This window comes from bacterium (genome assembly GCA_035559435.1).
In the GTDB taxonomy this organism is placed as follows: domain Bacteria; phylum Zixibacteria; class MSB-5A5; order WJJR01; family WJJR01; genus JACQFV01.
This window is the reverse complement of sequence record DATMBC010000019.1, coordinates 96,840-118,279: the sequence shown is the minus strand read 5'-3', so window position 1 is coordinate 118,279 and position 21,440 is coordinate 96,840. Positions and strand designations below refer to the sequence as shown.

The following is a 21,440-nucleotide window of genomic DNA, read 5'->3' as shown; positions in this document are numbered from 1 at the left end:
GCGGCCGATAGCGCATACGCCCCCCGGACCGGTCGTTCAAGGCGGGGCGGGCTGGCGCAAAGGATGGCCGGTCAACATGATACCAGTTGCGATCGCGGGACGTGGCCCTGGCGCTTCCTCTCGAGGGCCACGTCACGCGTCCGGACCGGATCACCGCTAGCAGCGGAAAGCGACAAAACTGTCGTAGCGGTTCATACGGCGTCGCCCTGCGGCAGGCGCACGATGAAGCGGCTGCCGTGGGGAATGTTGGGTTCGTAGCGGGCCTCGCCACCGTGGGCTTCGGCCAGATGCTTGACGATCGACAGCCCCAGGCCGGTGCCGCCCATCTCCCGCGAACGGCCGCGATCCACGCGGAAGAAGCGTTCGAACAATCGCGGACGGTCGGCTTCGGGAACTCCCATGCCCACGTCGAACACGGTCAGAACCAGATCACTCTCGCAACGGCGGGCGCTGACCGTGATCGGGTGCCCCTCCGGGCCGTACTTGATGGCGTTGTCGATCAGGTTGGTCAGGATGCGTCCCACCGCATCGCGGTCGGCCAGGCAGGCGTCGGCATCGGCGGGAATGTCGCGCACCAGCGTCTGTGACTTTCCGGCTAGCGCCTGCGCGAGAAAGGCCTGAATTTCATCCACCAGAGCGGTCAGGGAAAACCGGGTCATCTCGGGACGGTATCCCGGCGCTTCAATGCGCGAGAGATCGAGCAAGTCGCCGACAATCCGGTTCATGCGTTCAGCGTTGCGCTCGATCGTGCCGAGAAAGTCGGCCGCAGGCGATGCCAGTCCGGTATCGCGCAAGGCGGACGCATAGCCAAGGATTGACGTGAGCGGCGTGCGGAGTTCGTGTGACACGTTGGCCACAAAGTCGCGCCGCATCTGGTCGATCTGGCGCCGCGCTGTGACATCGCGCGCCACCAAGACCCCGCGCACATCCTCGCCGGAGGCCGCTTCGATCAGGGCGGGACGCACCACGAGAATCCGCCGACGCGGCGCGGAAATCTCCAGCTCCTCGCTTTCCTCCGTCTCTCCCGCCAGCAGTCTCTCGATCAGGTCGTTGAGCCCCCGGTCGCGAAACGCCTCGACATGCGTGTGACCGATCGGATCGCTCAGCACCGGACGGAAGAACCGGCGGAACGCATCATTGACCAGACGGATACGCCCCTGCGCGTCCAGCGCCAGTACGCCATCCGACATGTTGGCCAACACGGCCTGCAGTTGATCGCGCTCGCGCCGGCTCTGCAGGAAGCGCAATTCGACCTCATCGGCCATGCGATTGAAATCGTGCGCCAGTTCGGAGAATTCGTCGGAGGAGCGGTAGGGATCGACCGGCACGCGCGCGTCCCAGTCGCCGCGCGAATACCGTGCCGCCGTCTGCGCCAGACGCGCCAGCGGGCGACGGATGCTGTTGCCCACCCAGACCGAAATGGCCAACAGCAGCAATCCCGTGATGATCAGAATGGTGATCAGCATCCGACGGACATCGGACTTCAAACCCTCCAGCGCCGAGAGCGGAATCGCCAAGCGGATCGCGCCGACGGTGCGCCCATCGAGCATGACCAGCTTGGTCGCATACAGCAATTCCGCGTTCCACACCGGCGAATAACCGATCGCCCAGCGGTCCTCCCCGACCGACTCCGCCGGCGCCGCCGCCGAAACCTGTCCCGACCAGAGCGCCGCCGAATCCTCCGGCCAATCGCTGTCGGAGATCACATGTCCGCTGGAGTCAATGACGGTCACCCGGACATCGAGAAGGCGATGCCACTCGCGCGCCTGCTGATGCCAGAGCGGGGCGTTGTCCAGCCGGAATAACATGGAGGCCGTCTGCGCCAGGACCGCCGCCTCGCGCTCCAGCCGCTCGTGCGCCTGCCGCAGGTATTGCTTCTGAATCTGGCGGGAAATGAAAAAACCGGCGACGAGGATCGAGACGGCGCCGACGGCGATGAATGGCCACGTCCGCCGCCACAACGCGCCCATGCGCCGGGTGTCTGCCATGCGTTACGGTTCTTCGCGGAGTTTGTACCCGATGTTCTTGATCGTCTGGATCGCCGACGCCAGCATCGGGATTTTGTCGCGCAGATGTCTCACGTGCACATCCACCGTCCGCGTCGACCCAAAATAATCATATCCCCAGACCGTGTTCAGCAGATAATCGCGCGTCAGGATCCGTCCCCGGCCGCGCATGAAGGCCTCCAGCAGCCCGAATTCCTTGGCCGTCAACGTCACCGGCTGACCGTTGTCGGTCACCTCGAATCGGTTACGGTCCAGCGACAACGTTCCGTACTGAAAAGCCGTCTGCGGCTTCTCGTTGCGCTCCACGCGCCGCAACATCGATTTGACCCGCGCCACCAGCTCCTTGTTCGAAAACGGCTTGGTGAGGTAATCGTCCGCGCCCATCTCCAACCCGACCACCTTGTCCGACTCCTCCGCCTTCGAAGTCAGCATGATGATCGGAATCAACATCGTACGCTCGCTCTGACGCACCCGGCGGCAGACTTCCAGCCCGTCGAGCCCGGGCAACATCAAATCGAGGATGACCAGATCGGGCAGTTCGGCGTCGATGCGCGCCAACCCGGTCCGACCGTCGCCGATCCGCGCGGCCACAAACCCTTCCTTCTGAAGGAGGTGCACCACCAGATCGCCGATATCGCGTTCGTCCTCAATGACGAGAATCTTTTTCCCGCCGGCCATGAGCATCGTCAATGTACGCACCCTTCCCGCCGCAGACAAGGTCACCGAGTCCCCAAAGCAAAGCGCGGCGGACCGTATGATCCGCCGCGCCGTGTTAAACCCACGTTAGCCGGATGTTATTTCACGCGCGTGTGCGTGATTTCCATGCCCTTGCGTTCCTCCTGGCCCGGCCAGGACTCATACCATTCCAACACCCAGGTGTCCGGGCCGGTCCAGCGGCAGACCTCCCGCACGTTCTTGGTCACCTTCATGACCGGATCGTCGAGGGTCGCCTTGTAGACGCACTCCGAACCATCGGCGTTGCAGGTCCCGGAATAGGTCATCATCATGGTGCCAAAGTTGTCCATCCAGACCCCGGTGTACATCTTCTTGGCGATGTCGTAGCCGACAATGGCGATCCCTTCGAACGGCTCGCCCATCATGTTGCCGTGATAGTCGGTCCGAAAGAACCGTCCGCCGAGAAGCGGCGTCACCTCGCAGGTGCCCTTCGACTCGGTGGCCGGGGCGTTTGGGTCCATCCACATCCTGGACACATAGGTCCACTGGCCGACCTGCTTTTCCATCAACTTGTGCTCGGCGACGGGATTGGCATACTTGGCCCACTCGGCCCACATCGCGGCCATCGCGGAGTCCATCTCCGGGGCCTTGCTCTCCTGCGCGGCAGCCAGTCCGGGCGCCAACAACAGCGCCATCACGACGGCTGTGAACACTGCTCGTTTCATCGGGAATCCCTTCTTCTGTTGGTCACTCCATCTTTCGGGAGCGACGCGGCCAATTACTTCACGCGGGTAAACTCCAGTGCCATGACCATCACTTCACCTTTGCCCGGGATGGTGTCGTACATGTCCATCGTATAGGTGTCAGTCCCGGTGAACTTCCAGACATGACGGAACTTCTTGTCGCGTTCGCCGGTCATCGGTTGATCCATGGTCCCGCTCAGCGTGAATTCCGTGCCCGCTTCATTGCAGGTCCCGGTCAGCCGCAGCATCGCCGTGGTCATGTTGTCCGCCCAAGTGCAGACATATTCCTGACGGAAATTGTCGTAGCCGATCATCCCGATGCCCTCGTATGGCATCCCCATCATCTCGCCCTTAAACTCCTGACGCAACCACCGTCCACCGATCACAAAGGCGCTCGAACAGGTCCCCTTCGACTCCACCGGCGGCGCGCTCGGGTCCATGGTCATCTTCATCACCACCGTCCACGTGCCCGCCAGTTTCTCCAAGTGCTTGTGCATCGCGCCCGGATCGGCCCACTTGTGAAATTCCTGCATCATGGCCGCCATGTCGGCATCCTGCGCCGGGGCCTTGTCCGATTGCGCCAAAGCCGGGCGGATCGATATCAACGCCGTCACGACCAGCAAACACCCCAATCCCGTACGACCCGTCATTAATCTCTCCTTCTTTGGTAGTGTTTAATGAAATCTAAAAGCCGGCCCAAGATGCAGGACGCCTGCCGATGAGAAAATCACTTTATCCGAATTCTCGAATTGAAGCGGAACTTATTGCAAACGAAGGGCTTAAATCAACGCCGTCTGCTGCAATTCCGGACAGGCCCGCAGGAAGACCTTGGCGCCATCACCCGCGTCGGGATCGTTGCTCACTGCCGGACGCAACCGTTCCAGCACACCGGGAAGCAGGTCGATCTGGTAGTGCGCGCGCGCCTGCTGGATCACCCACCCGGCCTGCCTTAGGATCATCGTGGCCTCGACCCCGGCGATGTCATCGAAGAACCAGCCGCAACTGGAATACATCAGCATCAGATGCCGCTGCATCCGCATGCTACCGAGGATGCGACGCCGCAGTGTGGTCGTCAGCCGCCGCGCCTGATGCCGGGTTAGGTACTCTTTCTCGGCTGCCGGCTCCGGACGCAGAATGAGCGCGATGTATTCATCGCGCGCCTCCCACGGGTCACGGACCACACCCGCCAATTCGGCTTCGAAACGCGGCGCAATCTCATCGCGCAGCCAGTCGAGCGCCTCGCGCAATGGCGCCCGCCAGGCCTGGTTCCAGTCGGGATGCGCGCCCGAGGCGCAGCCGCAGTCGCTGCGCCAGCGCTCCACGCCGTGGGCGCAGCTCCAAGAGGTGTTCTCGAGAATGCGCGCGGTGTGCGTCGGCGGATGCAACCGAAGGAACTCGCCGTAGTTGGTCAGACGGACGCCCCCCTCCCGCTCGATCGTCCGCAACGCATACGCCAGCGCCATGTCGCCGAAGGTGTGATGGTGGCCGTAGGTCTCGCCGTCGGTGGCGATGTGCGCCAATTGCGGCTGGGGCCGTCCCGGCAGAAACACGCCCAGCAGCGCCGCCGCGAAATGCTCGCCGTTGGCAAGCAATCGCTCGAAGGCCACCGCCCGCGCCAGCGCGCCATGATAGACGAACACTGCAATGCTGCGTCCCGACGGCAACTCGACACGGTAGGGGTGTCGGGGATCGACGCTCTCGTTGACATTCTCAACCCAGGCCGATTCGCCTGGCGCCCGTGTTGCCGCAATCTGCCGCGGCGCGAGGATCGTGTAGGCGATTCCCTGCTGCGCGAGGATGTCGAGCGTCTCCAGATCGACCGCCGTCTCCGGCAGCCACATCCCTTCGGGCTGTCGTCCAAAGCGGTGGACGAAATCGCCAATCCCCCAGAGGACCTGCGTCCGCTTGTCGCGCCGATTCGCCAGCGGCAGGATCAGGTGATTGTACCCCTGCGCGATCGCCGAGCCGTGCCCGCCAAAACGCGCCGCGCTCGCACGGTCGGCGGCGAGAATCGCTTCATACACCTCGCGGCTGTTCGTGGCCAGCCAGGACAGCAACGTCGGCCCGAAGTTGAAGTTGATCCGCTCGTAGTTGTTGACGACCTCGGCGACCCGCCCCATCGCGTCGCGGACCTGCGACCAGCCATTGGGGCCGTACGATTCCGCCGTGATCCGCGCGTTCCAGTCGTGGAACGGGTACGCGTCCGGCGCCAGCGGCACCGTGCCGGTCCACGGATTCTCCCGCGCCGGTTGATAGAAGTGCCCGTGGATGCAGACAAAGCGTTGCGTCGACATGGCAGACGATCCCTGGCCGTCAATCGGCGGGGGTAAGAAAAACGATGCCCAAAGGCGGGAGTGTCAAAACCAGTGAATACGGACGCTCGTGCGACGGCTCCGAACGCGCCTGCACCACGCCAAGGTTGCCCATGCCGCTGCCGCCGTAAACCTGCGCGTCGCTGTTGAGCAATTCGCGCCAGGCCCCGCCGGCGGGGACACCCACACGGTAGTCGGTCCGCGGCACCGGCGTGAAATTGGCCAGCACCAGGATCGGCTTAGCGCCGGGAGATCCATGGCGGAAAAACGACAGAATGCTCGAGGCCGCGTCGTTGCAGTCGATCCAGGAGAATCCCTGGTCGTCAAACTCGCGCTCGTGCAACGCCGGATGCGAACGGTACAGACGGTTCAAATCGGCCAGCCACCGCTCGATCCCCTGATGCGGCGGATACTGCAGCAGATGCCAGTCCAGACTGCTGTCGTGATTCCACTCGCTCCACTGGCCGATCTCCGCTCCCATGAACAGCAGCTTCTTCCCCGGCTGGGAAAACATGTAGCCGTAGAGCAGGCGCAACTCGGCGAACTTCTGCCAGTCGTCGGCCCCCGGCATCTTCGACAGCAGCGATCCCTTGCCGTGCGTCACCTCATCGTGCGACAGCGGCAGCACGAAATTCTCGGTGAACGCGTACACCATGCGGAAGGTCAGCTCGTTGTGATGGTACTTGCGGTGGATCGGATCCTTGGTGAAGTAGGTCAGGGTGTCGTGCATCCACCCCATGTCCCACTTCATGCCGAATCCCAGCCCGCCCAGGTAGGTCGGACGCGACACCGACGGCCAGGCGGTCGATTCCTCCGCGAAGGTCTGGACGTCGGGGAAGTTGCGGTAGACCGCCTCGTTGAACCGCCGCAGAAACCGGATCGCCTCGAGGTTCTCGCGCCCGCCGAACTCGTTGGGCATCCACTCGCCCTCCTTGCGCGAATAGTCCAGATACAGCATCGAGGCCACCGCGTCCACCCGTAGCCCGTCGATGTGATACTTGTCCAGCCAGAACAGCGCGCTCGAAATGAGAAAGGCGGCCACCTCATGACGGCCGTAGTTGAAAATCCAGCTTTTCCAGTCGGGATGAAATCCCTTCTGCGGGTAGGCGTGCTCGAACAGATGCGTGCCGTCAAAATACGCCAGCCCGTGATCGTCGCCGGGAAAATGCGACGGCACCCAGTCAAGAATGACGCCGATCCCGCGCTGGTGCAGATAATCGATCAGGTACATGAAATCCTGCGGCGTGCCGTAACGCGACGTCGGGGCGAAGTAGCCGGTGATCTGATACCCCCAGGAGCCGTAGAACGGGTGCTCCATCAACGGCAGGAACTCGACATGCGTAAAGCCGAGCTTGGCGACATGATTGGCCAGCGGCTCGGCGATCTCGCGGTAGCCGAGCGACCGGCCGCCGTCCTCGGGACGCCGCTGCCACGACCCCAGGTGCACTTCATAGATCGAAATCGGCGAACGCAGCGACTGACGGTTCCCGCGCTCGAGCATCCAGTCGGCGTCGTGCCACTCGTAGTCAAGGTTCCAGACAATCGACGCCGTGCGCGGCGGCACTTCGCAGAACCGCGCGAACGGATCGCTCTTATCCTTCCGGTACCCGTGATAACGCGACACGATGTGGTACTTGTACAGCGTGCCATGCCCGAGGCCGGGGATGAACCCCTCCCAGACGCCCGATTGCTCGCGCGGATAAAGCGGGTGGCGCCGGTTGTCCCAGCCGTTGAAGTCGCCGATGACGCTGACCGAGATCGCATCGGGCGCCCAGACCGCAAAGTGCACACCCGCGGTCCCGTCGATCACCACCGGATGCGCGCCGAGTTTCTCGTAGAGCCGCTCGTGCGTCCCCTCGTTGATCAAGTGCAGGTCCATCGCCCCCAGGGGCGATGTGCCCGGCGGCAAGGCGCGTGACACCCCCACAGCGGTCGGCTTTTCCGTCGCGATCGTCATCGTTGCGTCACCCCCCGCCGCGCGCATCGCGCACCAACTTCAGGATGGCGGCGATCCGCTCATCGCGGAGGATCTCCTCGATGGAATAACGCGCTTTTTGCCGCCAATTGGGATGCTCATTCACCGTGTCGGGGATGTTTTGCGGCGAGGTTTCCAGCCACAGATCCTCCAGGTTCAGGAGCACCCATTCCGCCCGGCTGCGCGACAGCAGGGTCAGGATGCCGCGCAACGCCCCGTCGGTATCCTCCTCGCCCTTGATGGCAAAACCATGCTCGCGCAGGTAACCGGTGAGACGCCCGCGCAGCTCGCCCCGCAGCCAGCGCTCGAGGTCGGCCTGGTCGGCGCTGATCATTCCCAGCTCCGCCCGACGGTCGGCATCCAGCCCGTGCCAGAACGCCGCAAACGGAAACATGTCGTGCGTGTTGAGACTGGCCACCGTGTTCGGACGCGCCGCCATCCGCTGCAACGCTCCCTCCGGATCGGCGGCGATCTCCCAATACGCGACATTCATGCCGATCAGTCCATGACGCGTCATGCCATCATTCACATACCCCGGCACAATCCCAAGGTTCTCGCCGACCAGCGCGCATTGCGCCCGATGCGATTCCAACGTCAGGACGGCATACAGTTCCGCCGCCGGCGAATGCACGTACACGCCCTCGGACTTGTGCGCGCCCTTGGGAATCCAGTACATCCGATGCAACCCCATGACGTGGTCGATGCGCAGGATGCCGGCGTGCCGCAGCTGATGACGCAATCCCGCGGCGAAGTAGCGATACCCGTCGCGGCGCTGCGCCTCCGGCAGCAGAGGGTGAAAGCCCCAATCCTGCCCGGTGGTAAACACCGGATCGGGCGGCGCGCCCACCGTGGCCTTGTGCGCAAACAACCCCTGGAAGCGCCAAGTGTCGAATCCCTGCGGATGCGTGCCCAGCGGATAGTCGAGATACAGTTCGACGCTGTCGGACACGCACCGTTTCGCCAGCGCTTCGATCTGTTCATCGGCGATCAATTGGACGTACTGGTGATAGAACGCCTCGCCCGGGTCGCTGAATCCATCGGGGATATCGCCGGCGCGGAGGTTGTCTGGCCATTCTGTCCAGACTCGTCCCAGACGCGCGGTGGCGGCACGGAAACGGGCATAGCGCGCCAATTCCGGGTGACGTTCGGCGTGATAACGCACCGCCTCGTAGCGGGTCCCCTGTGCCGCGGCCACCTCCTGCGCCAGCACCCGCAGCACTGCGCTTTTCATCCGCATGGTCGAACGGTAATCGACCAGCCGCTCGCGCTTGAGACCCTCCAAAGCGCGCCGAAACTCGGCCGCCCCGGCCAGCTCCTGTGCCGCGGGCGACTGGCCCAGCTCCGGCAAACGGGTCACGTCGACGAAGAACTCATTCCAGAAAAGCCGCGAGATCGGCGTGTATGGGCTCGGATCACAGGGTGTGTCCAGATACGACGACAGAAACGGCAACGTACCGAAAAGCGATCCGCCCTGCTCGCCCACCCAGGCGACCAGCGCCTCGGCATCGGTGAAATCCCCGGCGCCCCAATCGCGGACGGAATGCAGAGCATAGATCGGCGCGAAGATCCCCCACCGGCGCCGCCCATCGGGATGCGGGTAGGCGCGTGTGGGCGCGGCAATCACGGTCGCCTGAAACGCGCGCGCCCCGATCAACACCGTGAGCCGGTGATAACCCAGCGGCAAGCGGCGCGGCGGCATGAATGATTTGACCGCCGCCATCCCCGCGCCCCAGCGCACAAACCGCTGGGTCGGCAACGGCTCGACCGGCAGATGCCCCGACCAGATGTCGCCATTTTCCAAATGCAGCGTGTACTGCAGACGCGCGCCGATCGCATGCGAAGTCCCCGGCTCCAGCGGCAGCCGGATGACCAGCTGCCCGGGATCGCCATCCCAGGCCACGATCACGGGCGCCACCCAACGCGCCAGCAATTCCTCGCGTCGATGTCGAATCGCCTCCGTCGCATCGGCCAGTCCATCGACCGACGCGCCCACCGCCTGCAGAGTCCCCAACAGCGATTCCGGCGCGGCATAACGGCGCTGGCCATGCATGTCCAGGTAGGATGTCTGGATGCGGTGCAGGGCGGCCAGACGGCGGAGTTGTCGTATCTCGTTGGCGGCCATCGTCATTGTTTGCGTCCCACGCTCCTTTTATCGGCAGATGCCGTAGGGCGCGAAGCCGCACAAGATAACAAAACCCACATCCGCCTGTATTGCCGCCGAATCAAATGTCATCGCAATCCGTATGGTATTGGTGCGATGCGGACAAGACCCCATCAACCTCGACACCGCGCCCGGGAAAGAGAGCGCCGCCCCTTGATTTCTGGCGGATATTGGCGGACCTTTGTTCTTCTGAAAATTGGCCGGCCGTCCCGGACTGGCGCGCAAACAACTGATTTATCATACTGATACACAAGGAGTTGCGATATGGCAGTCACGCCGCAAGCCGCCCTGCAGGAACTCAATCAGAAAACCCGCGCCATCTACATGCTCAACTCCTGTGCCTCGCTTCTGGGTTGGGATGAGCGCACTTACATGCCCCATGGCGGCGTCAAGCACCGCGCCGAGCAACTGGCAATGCTGGCCGGGATGACCCACGAACGCACGATCGACCCGAAGATCGGCGAGCTACTCGACATCCTGCGCAGTTCCGGCTCCACCAACGGCGGCACGGGCGACGCCGAAGTGATCGTGCGCGAAGTCGGCCGTTTCTATGAACGCGCCACCAAGATGCCGCAGGCGCTGGTCGAGGAACTCAGCCGTACCGCCTCGCTGGCCCAGGCCGCCTGGGAAGAGGCGCGCGCCAAGAAGGACTTCAAGATCTTCAAGCCCTGGCTGGCCAAGATGATCGACCTGAAGAAACAGGAGGCGATGGCGGTCGGCTACAAGGATGATCCCTACAACGCCCTGCTGGACGACTACGAACCCGGCGCCACGGTCAAGGACATCGAGAAGACGCTCAACGATCTGCGCGTCGAACTGGTGAAACTGCTCGACAAGATCCAGGGTTCATCGCGCCGTCCGAAGTCCGACATCCTCCATCGCCGCTTCCCGCGCGAGATGCAGGAGAAGTTCGGACGCGAGGCCTCCGACCGCATCGGCTTCGACTACAAACGCGGCCGTCTCGATGTCACCGTGCATCCCTTCTGCACCGGCATCGGCCCCGGCGACACGCGGCTGACCACGCGCTACGACGAGCACGATTTCGCCAACGCCTTCTTCGGCACCCTGCATGAATCCGGCCACGGCATCTACGATCAGGGGCTGCCCGAGGATCACTTCGGCACGCCGCTGGGCGACTCGATCTCGCTGGGCATCCATGAATCGCAGTCGCGCATGTGGGAAAACCAGGTGGGACGCTCCAGGGCCTTCTGGACCTTCTTTTATCCCAAGGCCCAGCAGTATTTCGCCGAGGCGCTCGCCGATGTCTCGCTCGATGACTTCTACTTCGCCATCAACGACGTGAAGCCGTCGTTCATTCGCACCGAATCCGACGAGGGCACCTACAACCTGCACATCCTGATCCGCTTTGAGCTGGAGCGCGCCTTCTTCGCCGGGCAGTTGACCGTCGACGATGTCCCGGCCGCCTGGAATCAGAAGTACCGCGAGTACCTGGGGATCACCCCGCCCGACGACGCGATCGGCTGCATGCAGGATGTCCACTGGAGCGCCGGCCTGATCGGCTACTTCCCGACCTACTCGCTGGGCAACCTCTACGCCGCCCAGTTCTTCGCGCAGGCGAAAAAGGACCTGGGCGACCTCGACGCCGACTTCGCCAAAGGCGAGTTCGGCCGTCTGAAGAAGTGGCTCAACGATAAAATCCACGCCCACGGCCGCCGCTACCTCGCCGCCGACCTGGTCAAGAAGGTCACCGGCAAGCCGCTCTCGCACGAGGCGCTGATGAGCTACATGAACGCCAAGTTCGGCGCGCTGTACGGATTCTGATCTCGCCATTTCGGGGAGGGCTAAGCTCCCGCCGAGCCGCCCTCCCACATTCCCGTTGTGATTATACCGGTAGGGTGCCTGCGCTCTCCGCGCGCACCGCTTTTGACAGATGACCCGTCAGAGCCGCGTGGTTGTTCTTAGTACGACGTTTTCATCGTAACGATCGATTCATATGGGCGGCCCGGGTTATGGGCAATCTTCCCCACGATTGCATGCGATGCTGCGTCTACAACCAGAATTGGGGCGCCCTTACTCGATCGCAGGTACACCTTCCCGAATTCCTCACAGAAAGCAATGTTTGAGGCCGGCCATCGACCAAACTCTTCCGTGGCAAACTGGGAAATGACTGCCCCTGTCCGCGCATCGCAGATACGCATTGACCCGATTGGTGCGATCGCGAACTCCGAAAACCAGAGCTCCGAACCATCCGGCGAGATGGCACAAGCGCCCACGACCGCTGTCTCAACCAGGAAGCGGATTGAATCTCCGATGAGATCATAACAGAGAACGGCCAGGCCGTGATCCGCAATGCTCACCGGGCCGTAGATCCATCTACCATCCGGTGAAGCAGCGAGATCTGTTGCTATCAACCGAACCCACGCTTCCCCTCCAGATGGAGAGATATCGTATCTTCGATATCCCCGGTCTCCAAATTGAACTTCAGCGTTGTTGTAAGGTCCGCTCCACTACCCACCGTGAGCCCGACCAGGCGAGTGTCGCCGAACACCAGGACCCCGTGCAGTAGCTCGACGTCACACTGGTTGATCAGTTGCCCAGTTGGCACGGTGTAGAGAAACGTCTTGTCCTAACCCAAACCGATTAACATGTTCTTGCGCGGAACGAAGACCCCATATAGTTAGTACGTCGTTCGACAATTGCGACATCGCTTGATCTGTTCGCACATCCCAAATCACAGGGCCGCCGTATCCGCTGATCAACAGGTAGTTCCCCTCGGGCGGGGAAAAGGCCCTGGGTATCTCGCGAAATGCAGTGTCCGTGATCGTCCGGAGGGGCGAATCCGACTCATAATCGAACACGTCCACGCTTCCGTGGTAGGGATCGGAACGCGCCGCGTACAGATACGTCTTCGTCGCCTTTGGATCAGTCCCGCGCCCGCTGCATCCGGTCAATAGGAGCGGCCCCACAGTCATAACCGCCAAGGCGCACACGGCCAGCCGCAGGACTGCGCTTCTGCGCGTATCATTTGACGGGGCAAGGAATCTATGATGAATACTCTTAAGCATCATCATCGCCGTGAGCTAATCTCAGTCGGTGCGGCTGCGTGACGCCCACGACGGGGAGGGGTTTGCGGCTGCCATCGCAACGTAGCCCGCCACAACCGGCATCCCCAATCCCAACCACGCGCACAGCTGAGCGAACCATCTCAATCTAAATCGCCATCTGTCCCATTCAAACAGAAAGCGCTGACTCCTGTCCGAACGCCGAGTCAGCCAATCGGCACCGCAGACAGCCCGTCGCGTCCATGGAAGCCCTTGAAAAATGCTTCTGTCACAACGGGATATGGATCGCCTATCCCGCAGGTCGCCCCTGGGACCGAAACCACCCAAGACACATCTGCATTCTTCCCGCCACCCATCAGTCCCAGAATTTGTCGGGCGCGTGCGCTCTTTGCACGCACTACTTTTCGCACCGGCGTAGGTCAGGAGCACGGCGCCATCAATGATGTCGAATCGCGCCCAAGTGCCGGCGGCGCCGGGCTCCTGACACATCTGTCGCCAGCGTCCTGTCAGGAGCCCCGCGCTTCGAGCATCCGACGATGCCGATTACCTCCCGCGCGCGGTGCTCCTGACCTGCCTTCTCATCGGTGCTCTGATCGCCCCGATCCGCTATCTTCCGCCGCAAACCGTTACGCACAGGCCGCGCGGCCGACCGGAGGACCAATGCCCCGCAAGACCATCGCCGAATTCAAAGAGGAACGGAGCGCCCTCAACGAGATCCTCCTGCGCTCCAAGCACCAGCAGATCGGACGTTTCTTCAACATCGACACCAACGTCTACAAAGACGGCGCCCTGCCCGCCCGGACCAAGGAGATGCTCGGGCTGGTCGCCTCGATTGTGCTGCGCTGCGACGACTGTATCACCTACCACATGATCCAATGCGCCGAACAGGGCATCACCGACGCCGAGTTCGATGAGATCTTTGCGGTGGCGTTGGTGGTCGGCGGCTCGATCACCATCCCGCATTTGCGACGCGCCGCCGCCGCGCGCGAGGAGATGCGCAACATGCAGTAAACGCGCGCGCACAAAGCGCCACGACTCGCCAAACGGCAGACACCCCTCACCCGTCCCGTCTTCGACGGGACGACCTCCCCCCAAGGGGGTGAACAATATTGCCTTGGGTTTCTCACAACGGAGTCCCGACGCTACGGACCGGCCTTGTAAAGTCTACCCGTGCGCTTCAACTGCCAGGAATCAATCGCCACCAATGATGTCTGTTCACCTCTCCCTCCAGGAGAGGTCGGTTCGCCGCAGATGAACCGGGTAAGGGCACCCACCCCGCAATCCGATCTATCCGTCGAATTCACCCATCCAAACCCCATCGCCCCAAGAGCGCTCGTTCACCTCTCCCTCCGGGAGAGCTCGGTTCGCCGTAGGCGAACCGGGTAAGGGCACACCTTCCCACGCAATCCCCCTCTATCCGCCGAATTCACCCATCCAAACCCCATCGCCCCCAAGAGCGCTCGTTCACCTCTCCCTCCGGGAGAGGTCGGTTCGCCGCAGGCGAACCGGGTGAGGGCACACCCCGCCGCCATCCACAAAGCAAACGGGGCATCTCACCGAGATGCCCCGTCTGTGGTCACATTGCCCGGCCCGTTACGGACACGGATCGCAGTACTCCGCCGCCGGTGTCGATCCGCGGAAGGCCACGTTGACGATCTTGACGACATCCAGGACGCTGGTGACGCCGTCGCAATTGACATCCGTCGTCTCATGCGGACAGCTCGGATTCGGATCGGGCACCGCCGGCGCGCCGCGGAAGGCGACGTTCACCGCCACCACAACATCCTGGATGTTGTTGATCACACCGTCGCAGACCGGATCGGCGTGGCAGTTGCACGCGCACGCCATCGCCAGCGGGCGGTCGCACTTCATCTTCAGGATGTACTTCTTGTCCTGCGGACGGCTCTTGCCGATCTCCGCCACCCGGAACCAGGCGGTCTGCCCGACAATCGGCGCCGGGTTGGCAAATTGCAGCAGCAGATGATCGCCGACCGACACCTGGCCATCGCCGTCGTTATCCTGCGCGCGCAGCGAGTCGACCCAGTACGGGAAGCGGACATACTCAGTGTCGACGATGCCCGCCTGCGGCGGCGGCGCGATCCACTCGGTGATCACGAAGATGCCCGGAATCTTCGGCGTCGTTTCATCCCAGATCAGGAACGGATGAATCGGTCCGCCGTGCCAGTCATGCCATTCGAACGCCTGGGTCGAGTCGGGCGGAATCGAATTGGTGATCCAGCCGAGGCGCAGACTGTCGAGACAGAGCTTCAGTTCACACGGTATCTCATACGGCGGCGGCTGACAGGTCGGCCAGCCATCGCAGGTGAACGACAACGCGCATGTCGGCGAACCATTGCAGGTTGCCTGTTGCTCGCAGGTCGGCGCGCCCGGACAGGTCTGCTCGGCGGCGCAGGTGGCAAACGGCCCGCAGGTCGGAATGGCAAAACCGCAGGTCGGTCCGCCCGCGCAAGTCGGCCACCCTCCACAGGTGGGAGAAATGTCGCAGGTTGCCGCGCCCGTGCAGGTGTTCGAATGCGTGCAAGTAATACTCCCTGCGCAAGTCACATTCGGCGCGCAGGTGTGCCCGCCCTGACAGGTCACGGTGCCGGCGCAACTGGCAAAGCCGGCGCAGGTGTTAAAGTTCGGGCAGGTGTTCGCGCCGCAGGTCCCCGCCGGCGCGCAGGTCGCAAACCCGGCGCAGGTGCCGAAGGCGTTGCATGACGGATTCGGCGCGCACGAGGCCACACCGGCACAGGTCGGGTTGCCCGGGATCGTCGGAACACAGATTACCGCCGCGCAGGTCGGCAACCCGCCACAACTGGCCATCGGCGGCGACGTCGGGATGCAACTGGCATCCCCCGGACACGATGGCGTCCCCAGCCAGGTGACGCACTGCGCGGGACGGCAGGTTTCATACGATTGATAGGTCGGCGGCGGCGGCGGATCGCACGGGATCATGTGGCAGGTGTAGTAATTAGACCACGTGATGCACGCGCCTCCCCCTTCGCAACTGATCGTGCCATCCATCGTCACACACGCGCCCACCGGACAGGTGTTGTAGCCGCTGAAGGTCGGGCAGAGCCAACCGCTCGCGCAACTGACCGACGAGATGTAGGTCGGGCAGGCGGCGCCGTCGCAGGAGTAGTATCCCTGCATCGTCGGGTAACCGCACTGGTGTCCTTCGCAGGAAAAATGGCAGGTCGCCTGATTGTGGCAGGTGAGCGTCCCATCGCACGAGGACGTGCCATCGCACGTCGCGGTCCCCTGACAAGTGTAGCCGCCATCGCAACTCGGATTGCCCGCGCACGAGACCGAGCGGTCGCAAGTGACGACACCCTGACAGGTGACGAAATTGTCGCCGCAGGTGACATACGGCGCGATGGTCGGCGCCGGCGGCTCGCAGGTCGGCACCCCTGCGCAGGTCGATGTCCCACGACAGGTCGGCGAACCAATGCAGGTGTTGTTCGTTGCCCCGCAGGTCGCCGTGCCGTTGCACGACGGATACTCCGGACAGGTCACACTGTACGAACAGGTCGATGACCGCGGACCGCAGGTCGGCTCCGAGGTGCAAGTCGGGTTGCGGCAGGTCTGGAACGCCGCGCAACTGGCATCCACGCAGGTGTAGTAACCCGGACAGGTCGAAGCGCCATGGCAGGTCGGGCCCGCCACCATCGTATTGCACGGGTACGGCGCGCAACTGGGCGTCGGGTTGTACGAGGGAATCTGGTCGCAGGTGTAGGTGCTCTGACACGTGGTCGAGCCGCGGCAGGTGCTGTAACCCACGCAAGTTTCAGTGAGGCAGGTCGGCGTCTCGGCGCACGACGGATACGTCGGGCAAGTTGGATTCGGCGAGCAGGTCGCCTCCGAGCCGGCACAGGTCGGCTCGGCGGTGCAGGTCATCGACCGGCAGGTCTGTGCCGCCGCGCAGGTCGCGTTCAGACAGGTGAACGACCCCGGGCAGGTCGATGTGCCATGGCACGATGCCGTCCCGACCATCGTTGGTTGCTCCTCCGGCGGGCATTCCTGAGGAGTGGCTGGTGTGTACCCCGGCAACGCGCAAATCCAGCCAATCTGTGTGCCGTTGTTGATGTCGTGCAACGGCACCGGCGGGAAACTGGGCGGCGTCGACCAGGTCGAGCCAATCGGCGGCAGTGTGGTGATCGCCCCTTCCAGTCGCACCGGAATCGGGTTGACCGAAACGAGGCTTAAGGCCACGATTTCAATTTCAATCGTGACATCCAACTGAACTGTTCCCGACTGGAAGTTGCCGCCCGGATCGCTCGTGACATTGGTGATCCGTCCGGTGGATGGTATCGACGGACTCAAGCGTACAAGAACGGGCCCCATGGAGCCGTTGCCGCGCAGTTCCATCTGGATCATCTCAATGGGAATGTCGGGCGGGTTCGGCGACGGCAGGTACGGCGGCGCCTGGCGGCGCACGATGTCCGGAAATGTCGGATCGGCGGTCAACAGCGTGATCGCCTCTCCAGACTCACATCCATTTGGCGAGGGATCCAGCGACAGAACCCAGACCGACTGCGACAACCAGCAGTCGTCGACGGCCGCCGCGACACCGGCGAGGCGTCCTGTTCCGCCGCCGCCCGCCTGAGCGGCATAAGCCCGCTCGCGTGAGATCTTCGGCGCCGTCGCCTGTGCGCTGGCGCCGTCGAATTTCTCGATGGAGGTCTTGAGGGAATGCTGATAGAGCGGAGACGGCAATGGGTCGGCTGTTCCCGCCAACGCGGCGTGCGACATCCATGCCACCCCCAGCGCCGCGATCCAGACAACAACAAATCTGGACCGTGTCCATCTACACAATACCGGCAACATGGCCACCTCCCGACTCAAAAGGCCACTCCCTGCGCCAGTTCTGTCGGCCGGGACTGCTCCCGCCCAGACCTGCGTGTTGTGTCGAAATCGCTGAAGTGGAATCCGGATGGAATCCACCTGATCTATTTTAATATCGCCTACAATCCCGAGGTGTCAATAGAGATCAGGGATAAGAAGCGAAGTAGCTAAAGCTGCGACGACGCAAAGCGTTGAACAATAATGCATTAACGAAAGTCGGCGAATTCGCCCACATTCAGGACTGAACAGTACTTGCATTCGAAGATCCTCGGTGACAAGTCCATCGGGGCTTATATCGGTACCTTCCTCGTCGGAACAGATGACATGCAACTTTTCATTGGGGCGCTCCGGTGACAGCGGAGCGCCCCATGCTTGAGTCAAACAGCCGAACCCCCTACGGACACGGATCGCAGTACTCCGTCGCCGGTGTCGATCCGCGGAAGGCCACGTTGACGATCTTGACGACATCCAGGACGCTGGTGACGCCGTCGCAATTGACATCCGTCGTCTCATACGGACAGCTCGGATTCGGATCGGGCACCGCCGGCGCGCCGCGGAAGGCGACGTTCACCGCCACCACAACATCCTGGATGTTGTTGATCACACCGTCGCAGACCGGATCGGCGTGGCAGTTGCACGCGCATAGCACGGGCTCGGCGACAATGAAGGTCGAGAGGGCCGAAACTGCCCCGCACACCTGGAAGGCGCTGCCGGCCGTGGTCACCGCAGTGGTAATGTCCACCCACTGGAAGTTTCCCGGCGAGACTTCCTCATAATGGAACATCTTCAGGTTCTGAGCGGGACCGCTGACAACGGTTGTTTCAACTGCGATGCAGACTTCAATATTGGGCGGGCCGGGATCAACGACATAGTCGGCGCTCGTGGTCACCTCAGCGTAGCCGCCTTGGGTCGAGCTCGCGCGTGCACCGACCGATGCCGGAGCACAAAGCGGCAGGATGGAATAACCGGACGGACCGGCCGGTCCGGTCGCCGAGATGGTCACCGCACTGACCCCCCAGAGGGACACCGAGTCGAATGTGATCACAACACACGGGGCGAGCGTCACCGTCACCCCGGCCCCGACATCCGTGAACCCGGGCTCGCAGACATCGCCCTGCCCGGACTCATCCGAATCCCAGCGGCAGTCGCAACGCCCGATGTCCAACGCGTCCAGTTCGTCCGTCCCCAAAAGCCCGAGACTCGCGGCCGTCGCGTACATCGCGATCGGCCCGGGCGACGGAGCGAAACCTTTTCTGAAGACATCCCCGGGCGCAAACGGCCCCGGTCCCGGCATGTTCGGGTTGGCGGCGGCATCAAGTGACGGTGACCCAGCGGACAGACTGAACAGGATCTCGTCATCGGCGCTCCAGACTCCGCGCGGCACGACATCCCATACCGCGATCCCATCTATGTTGTCACCGTCCAGAAGCCCGAGGTCGGAGACGCCATCGGCATAGACGCCAAATGTGAATGCTCCGCCGCCAGGGGCAGGCGAGACGAGAATATCGTCCTCGGAAACGACGGCCGACGTGAAGACGCTCGGCGACGAAAGCGTCAGCGAGAAGTAGATCGCCGAATCCGGATTCTCCACCAGCCCGTCCGCATCGCTGTCGACACTTAAGGCATCGGTCGCTTCCAGCGCGTCGAGGTCGTCCTCGATCGAATCGGGCAGGGCGTTGTAGGTGTGCGCCGGCGCCTGCAACCCGACTTGCGCTTCATCGAGATCAAGCGTGTTGTTCCCTGATGGAGCCGGCAAGAGGACCACGTTGGCCGGTCCGCCAAACCATGTGTACTGCGGCGAGCGGTAGATGTCGCCGGCGGCTTCACTGCCGGGATCGCCGCCGCCATTGCTGGGCGGGGGCGTTCCCACTGGCGGGGCGGCCGGCGACATCGTTGACTGGGCGTAAACGGCCGTGCCCGCAGTGCCAATCGCCTCGGGATCGACGCTGAACAGCAGCACGTTACCTCCGTCACGGCCAAACGATAGTGCGTCGATATTGTCCGTTGAGACCAAGCCCAGCGTGCCCATCCCGAGCGTGGCCGAAGACGGCGCCGGATCGGGCGCGCCCGGATTCGGGGCAAATGGCCCGGTGTAGGGCGGGCCGCCGGGAGCCACCCCGACTCCCAGTGATGCCGAGATGCGGTCGATGTTCGTCATCGCCGGCGGGACTCCGGGACCCGGCGGCTTGGACTCGAAGATCTCACCTTCCGTGAAGTAAGCCCACGGTCCGGCAAAGCCCAAGGCGAAGACATCATTAGGAGCCGGGTGTCCACCCGGAACATCCGGTTGCCGCAGCCCTTCCGCCGGGTTGATCGGCCCGTCCACCGAGAAGACTGCCGGGTAATATGAGGAGTCAAAAGCCGGCGGCGCACCGGTGCAGGTGACCGCGCCCTCGCAGGTCGGCGTGGAGTAGCAACTCGGGTAGTATGGACAGGATGGATAGGTCTCGCAACTGGGATAGTTCGGACAACTCGGATTGCCCGGACAGGATGGGTACCGTTCGCAGGTGGCATACCACGGACAGGATGCCATGCAGAACGTGGGAGTGTTGTAGCAACTGATATAATTCGGACACGACGGCGATGTCGGGCATGACGAGTAACCGGCGCAACTCGGCACACTGTTCATGGTGGGCGTGCAGGCGCATTCAAACACCAGACGTCCGATCACGTCCGGATTCCCCGACTCCGGCAGACACCCTTCCAACTTCCAGTGAATGCAGACCGGGCCATGCCGACCGGGAACGATCGACTTCAGTTCGGGACAGGTGTTGACGCACGTCCCCTGCTTGAATCGCTTTCCCGGAGGAATGCCCAAGGCGGCGATGTCGTCCGGATGCCCGGAGATGCACTGAACGGTGTAGACGCAGTACTTGTCGCACGGGCAGTCGCTCACGATGGTTCCCGGAACCACGGGGAGGTTGCTCGGCGCGCACTCCACAAAATGCCACCACATACACACCGTGCCGCTGTCCGCCGTCAATTGCGTCTTGATGTCCGGACACGTGTTCACGCACATGTCATTGGTGCGGCGACGGTCGCCAACCGCCAGACCAAGCCCCGCGACATCGCTGGGATGACCGGAGATGCAGGTCAACTCGTAAACACACACCCTCTGACAGTTTGTATAAGTGTTAACTGAGTGGGTCGTCGCGCAACTCCAACCGATCTGGTTCCCGGTGTTCTTATTAAGCAAGGGCGTTGACGCCCCCGGCTGGCTCTGGTGCGTCGTCCCCGGCCGCGGGGGCATGCTGTCAACCGATGTCCTGATGTGGACCGGGCTTGCCGGAATCGCAGTTAATCCCAGCATCGGGAACTCGATCTCGAAGACGATGTCGAAGAAAGAATCGCCGGAGACCAGGTTTCCGCTCCCGTCGGTGACCACATTGACAACGCCGCCCAGCGAGGGTTGGGCCGGGCTCTGACGGAAAATCACCGGACCATTGGCGCCGGTGTTGCCGGTCAATTCCATGGCGACAATCTCCGTCTGGATGATCTGTCCGTCGGAATAGGGACCAGCATCGCGACGCACAATCGTCGGGCCAAAAACCTGAGCGAAGTCCGTCTGCGGAGGGGGCATCTGGCAAAACTGATCGCTGGGATCCAGGGAAAACCTGATGATCCCGAAAGCATCGTAACAATCATATTCCTGGGGCGCACCGAAAGCGCTGCGCGCAGGGTATGAGACAGTCGCGTC

General features: G+C 62.8%; 11 protein-coding genes. 2 read left to right on the top strand and 9 right to left on the bottom strand.

Annotated elements, in window-relative coordinates; genetic code table 11:
- Positions 1-191: 191 nt before the first annotated feature.
- From VNN55_02175 to malQ, 7 genes are all read right to left on the bottom strand, one after another.
- Positions 192-1,988 carry an ATP-binding protein gene (locus VNN55_02175; GenBank protein ID HWO56352.1) on the bottom strand — a complete coding sequence of 599 codons (1,797 nt, stop codon included), beginning with the start codon at positions 1,986-1,988 and terminating at the stop codon, positions 192-194.
- 3 nt (positions 1,989-1,991) lie between these two features.
- Entirely contained in the window at positions 1,992-2,705 is a 714-nt protein-coding gene (locus VNN55_02170; protein HWO56351.1) for a response regulator transcription factor, read from the bottom strand.
- Positions 2,706-2,800: 95 nt separating this feature from the next.
- On the bottom strand, positions 2,801-3,406 hold the full coding sequence (locus VNN55_02165; GenBank protein HWO56350.1) for a DUF1579 domain-containing protein: 606 nt from the start codon (positions 3,404-3,406) through the stop codon (positions 2,801-2,803).
- Between the two features lie 53 nt (positions 3,407-3,459).
- Entirely contained in the window at positions 3,460-4,074 is a 615-nt protein-coding gene (locus tag VNN55_02160; GenBank protein ID HWO56349.1) for a DUF1579 domain-containing protein, read from the bottom strand.
- 129 nt (positions 4,075-4,203) lie between these two features.
- A complete protein-coding gene (locus tag VNN55_02155) occupies positions 4,204-5,718 on the bottom strand; it encodes a DUF3536 domain-containing protein (GenBank protein HWO56348.1) in 1,515 nt (504 codons plus the stop codon).
- 19 nt (positions 5,719-5,737) lie between these two features.
- Complete coding sequence (glgB, locus tag VNN55_02150) at positions 5,738-7,615, bottom strand: 1,4-alpha-glucan branching protein GlgB (GenBank protein ID HWO56347.1); 1,878 nt, start codon at positions 7,613-7,615, stop codon at positions 5,738-5,740.
- An 85-nt stretch (positions 7,616-7,700) separates the two neighbouring features.
- Complete coding sequence (malQ, locus tag VNN55_02145) at positions 7,701-9,839, bottom strand: 4-alpha-glucanotransferase (GenBank protein ID HWO56346.1); 2,139 nt, start codon at positions 9,837-9,839, stop codon at positions 7,701-7,703.
- A 297-nt stretch (positions 9,840-10,136) separates the two neighbouring features.
- Here malQ and VNN55_02140 point away from each other — a divergent pair, with 297 nt between their 5' ends.
- Both VNN55_02140 and VNN55_02135 read left to right on the top strand, forming a co-directional pair.
- Positions 10,137-11,654 carry a carboxypeptidase M32 gene (locus tag VNN55_02140; protein HWO56345.1) on the top strand — a complete coding sequence of 506 codons (1,518 nt, stop codon included), beginning with the start codon at positions 10,137-10,139 and terminating at the stop codon, positions 11,652-11,654.
- Positions 11,655-13,555: 1,901 nt separating this feature from the next.
- On the top strand, positions 13,556-13,906 hold the full coding sequence (locus VNN55_02135; protein ID HWO56344.1) for a carboxymuconolactone decarboxylase family protein: 351 nt from the start codon (positions 13,556-13,558) through the stop codon (positions 13,904-13,906).
- A 582-nt stretch (positions 13,907-14,488) separates the two neighbouring features.
- On the opposite strand, the gene VNN55_02130 is transcribed toward VNN55_02135, so the two are convergent.
- Both VNN55_02130 and VNN55_02125 read right to left on the bottom strand, forming a co-directional pair.
- Entirely contained in the window at positions 14,489-17,650 is a 3,162-nt protein-coding gene (locus VNN55_02130; protein HWO56343.1) for a hypothetical protein, read from the bottom strand.
- Between the two features lie 487 nt (positions 17,651-18,137).
- Entirely contained in the window at positions 18,138-21,323 is a 3,186-nt protein-coding gene (locus tag VNN55_02125; GenBank protein ID HWO56342.1) for a hypothetical protein, read from the bottom strand.
- Positions 21,324-21,440: the final 117 nt, after the last annotated feature.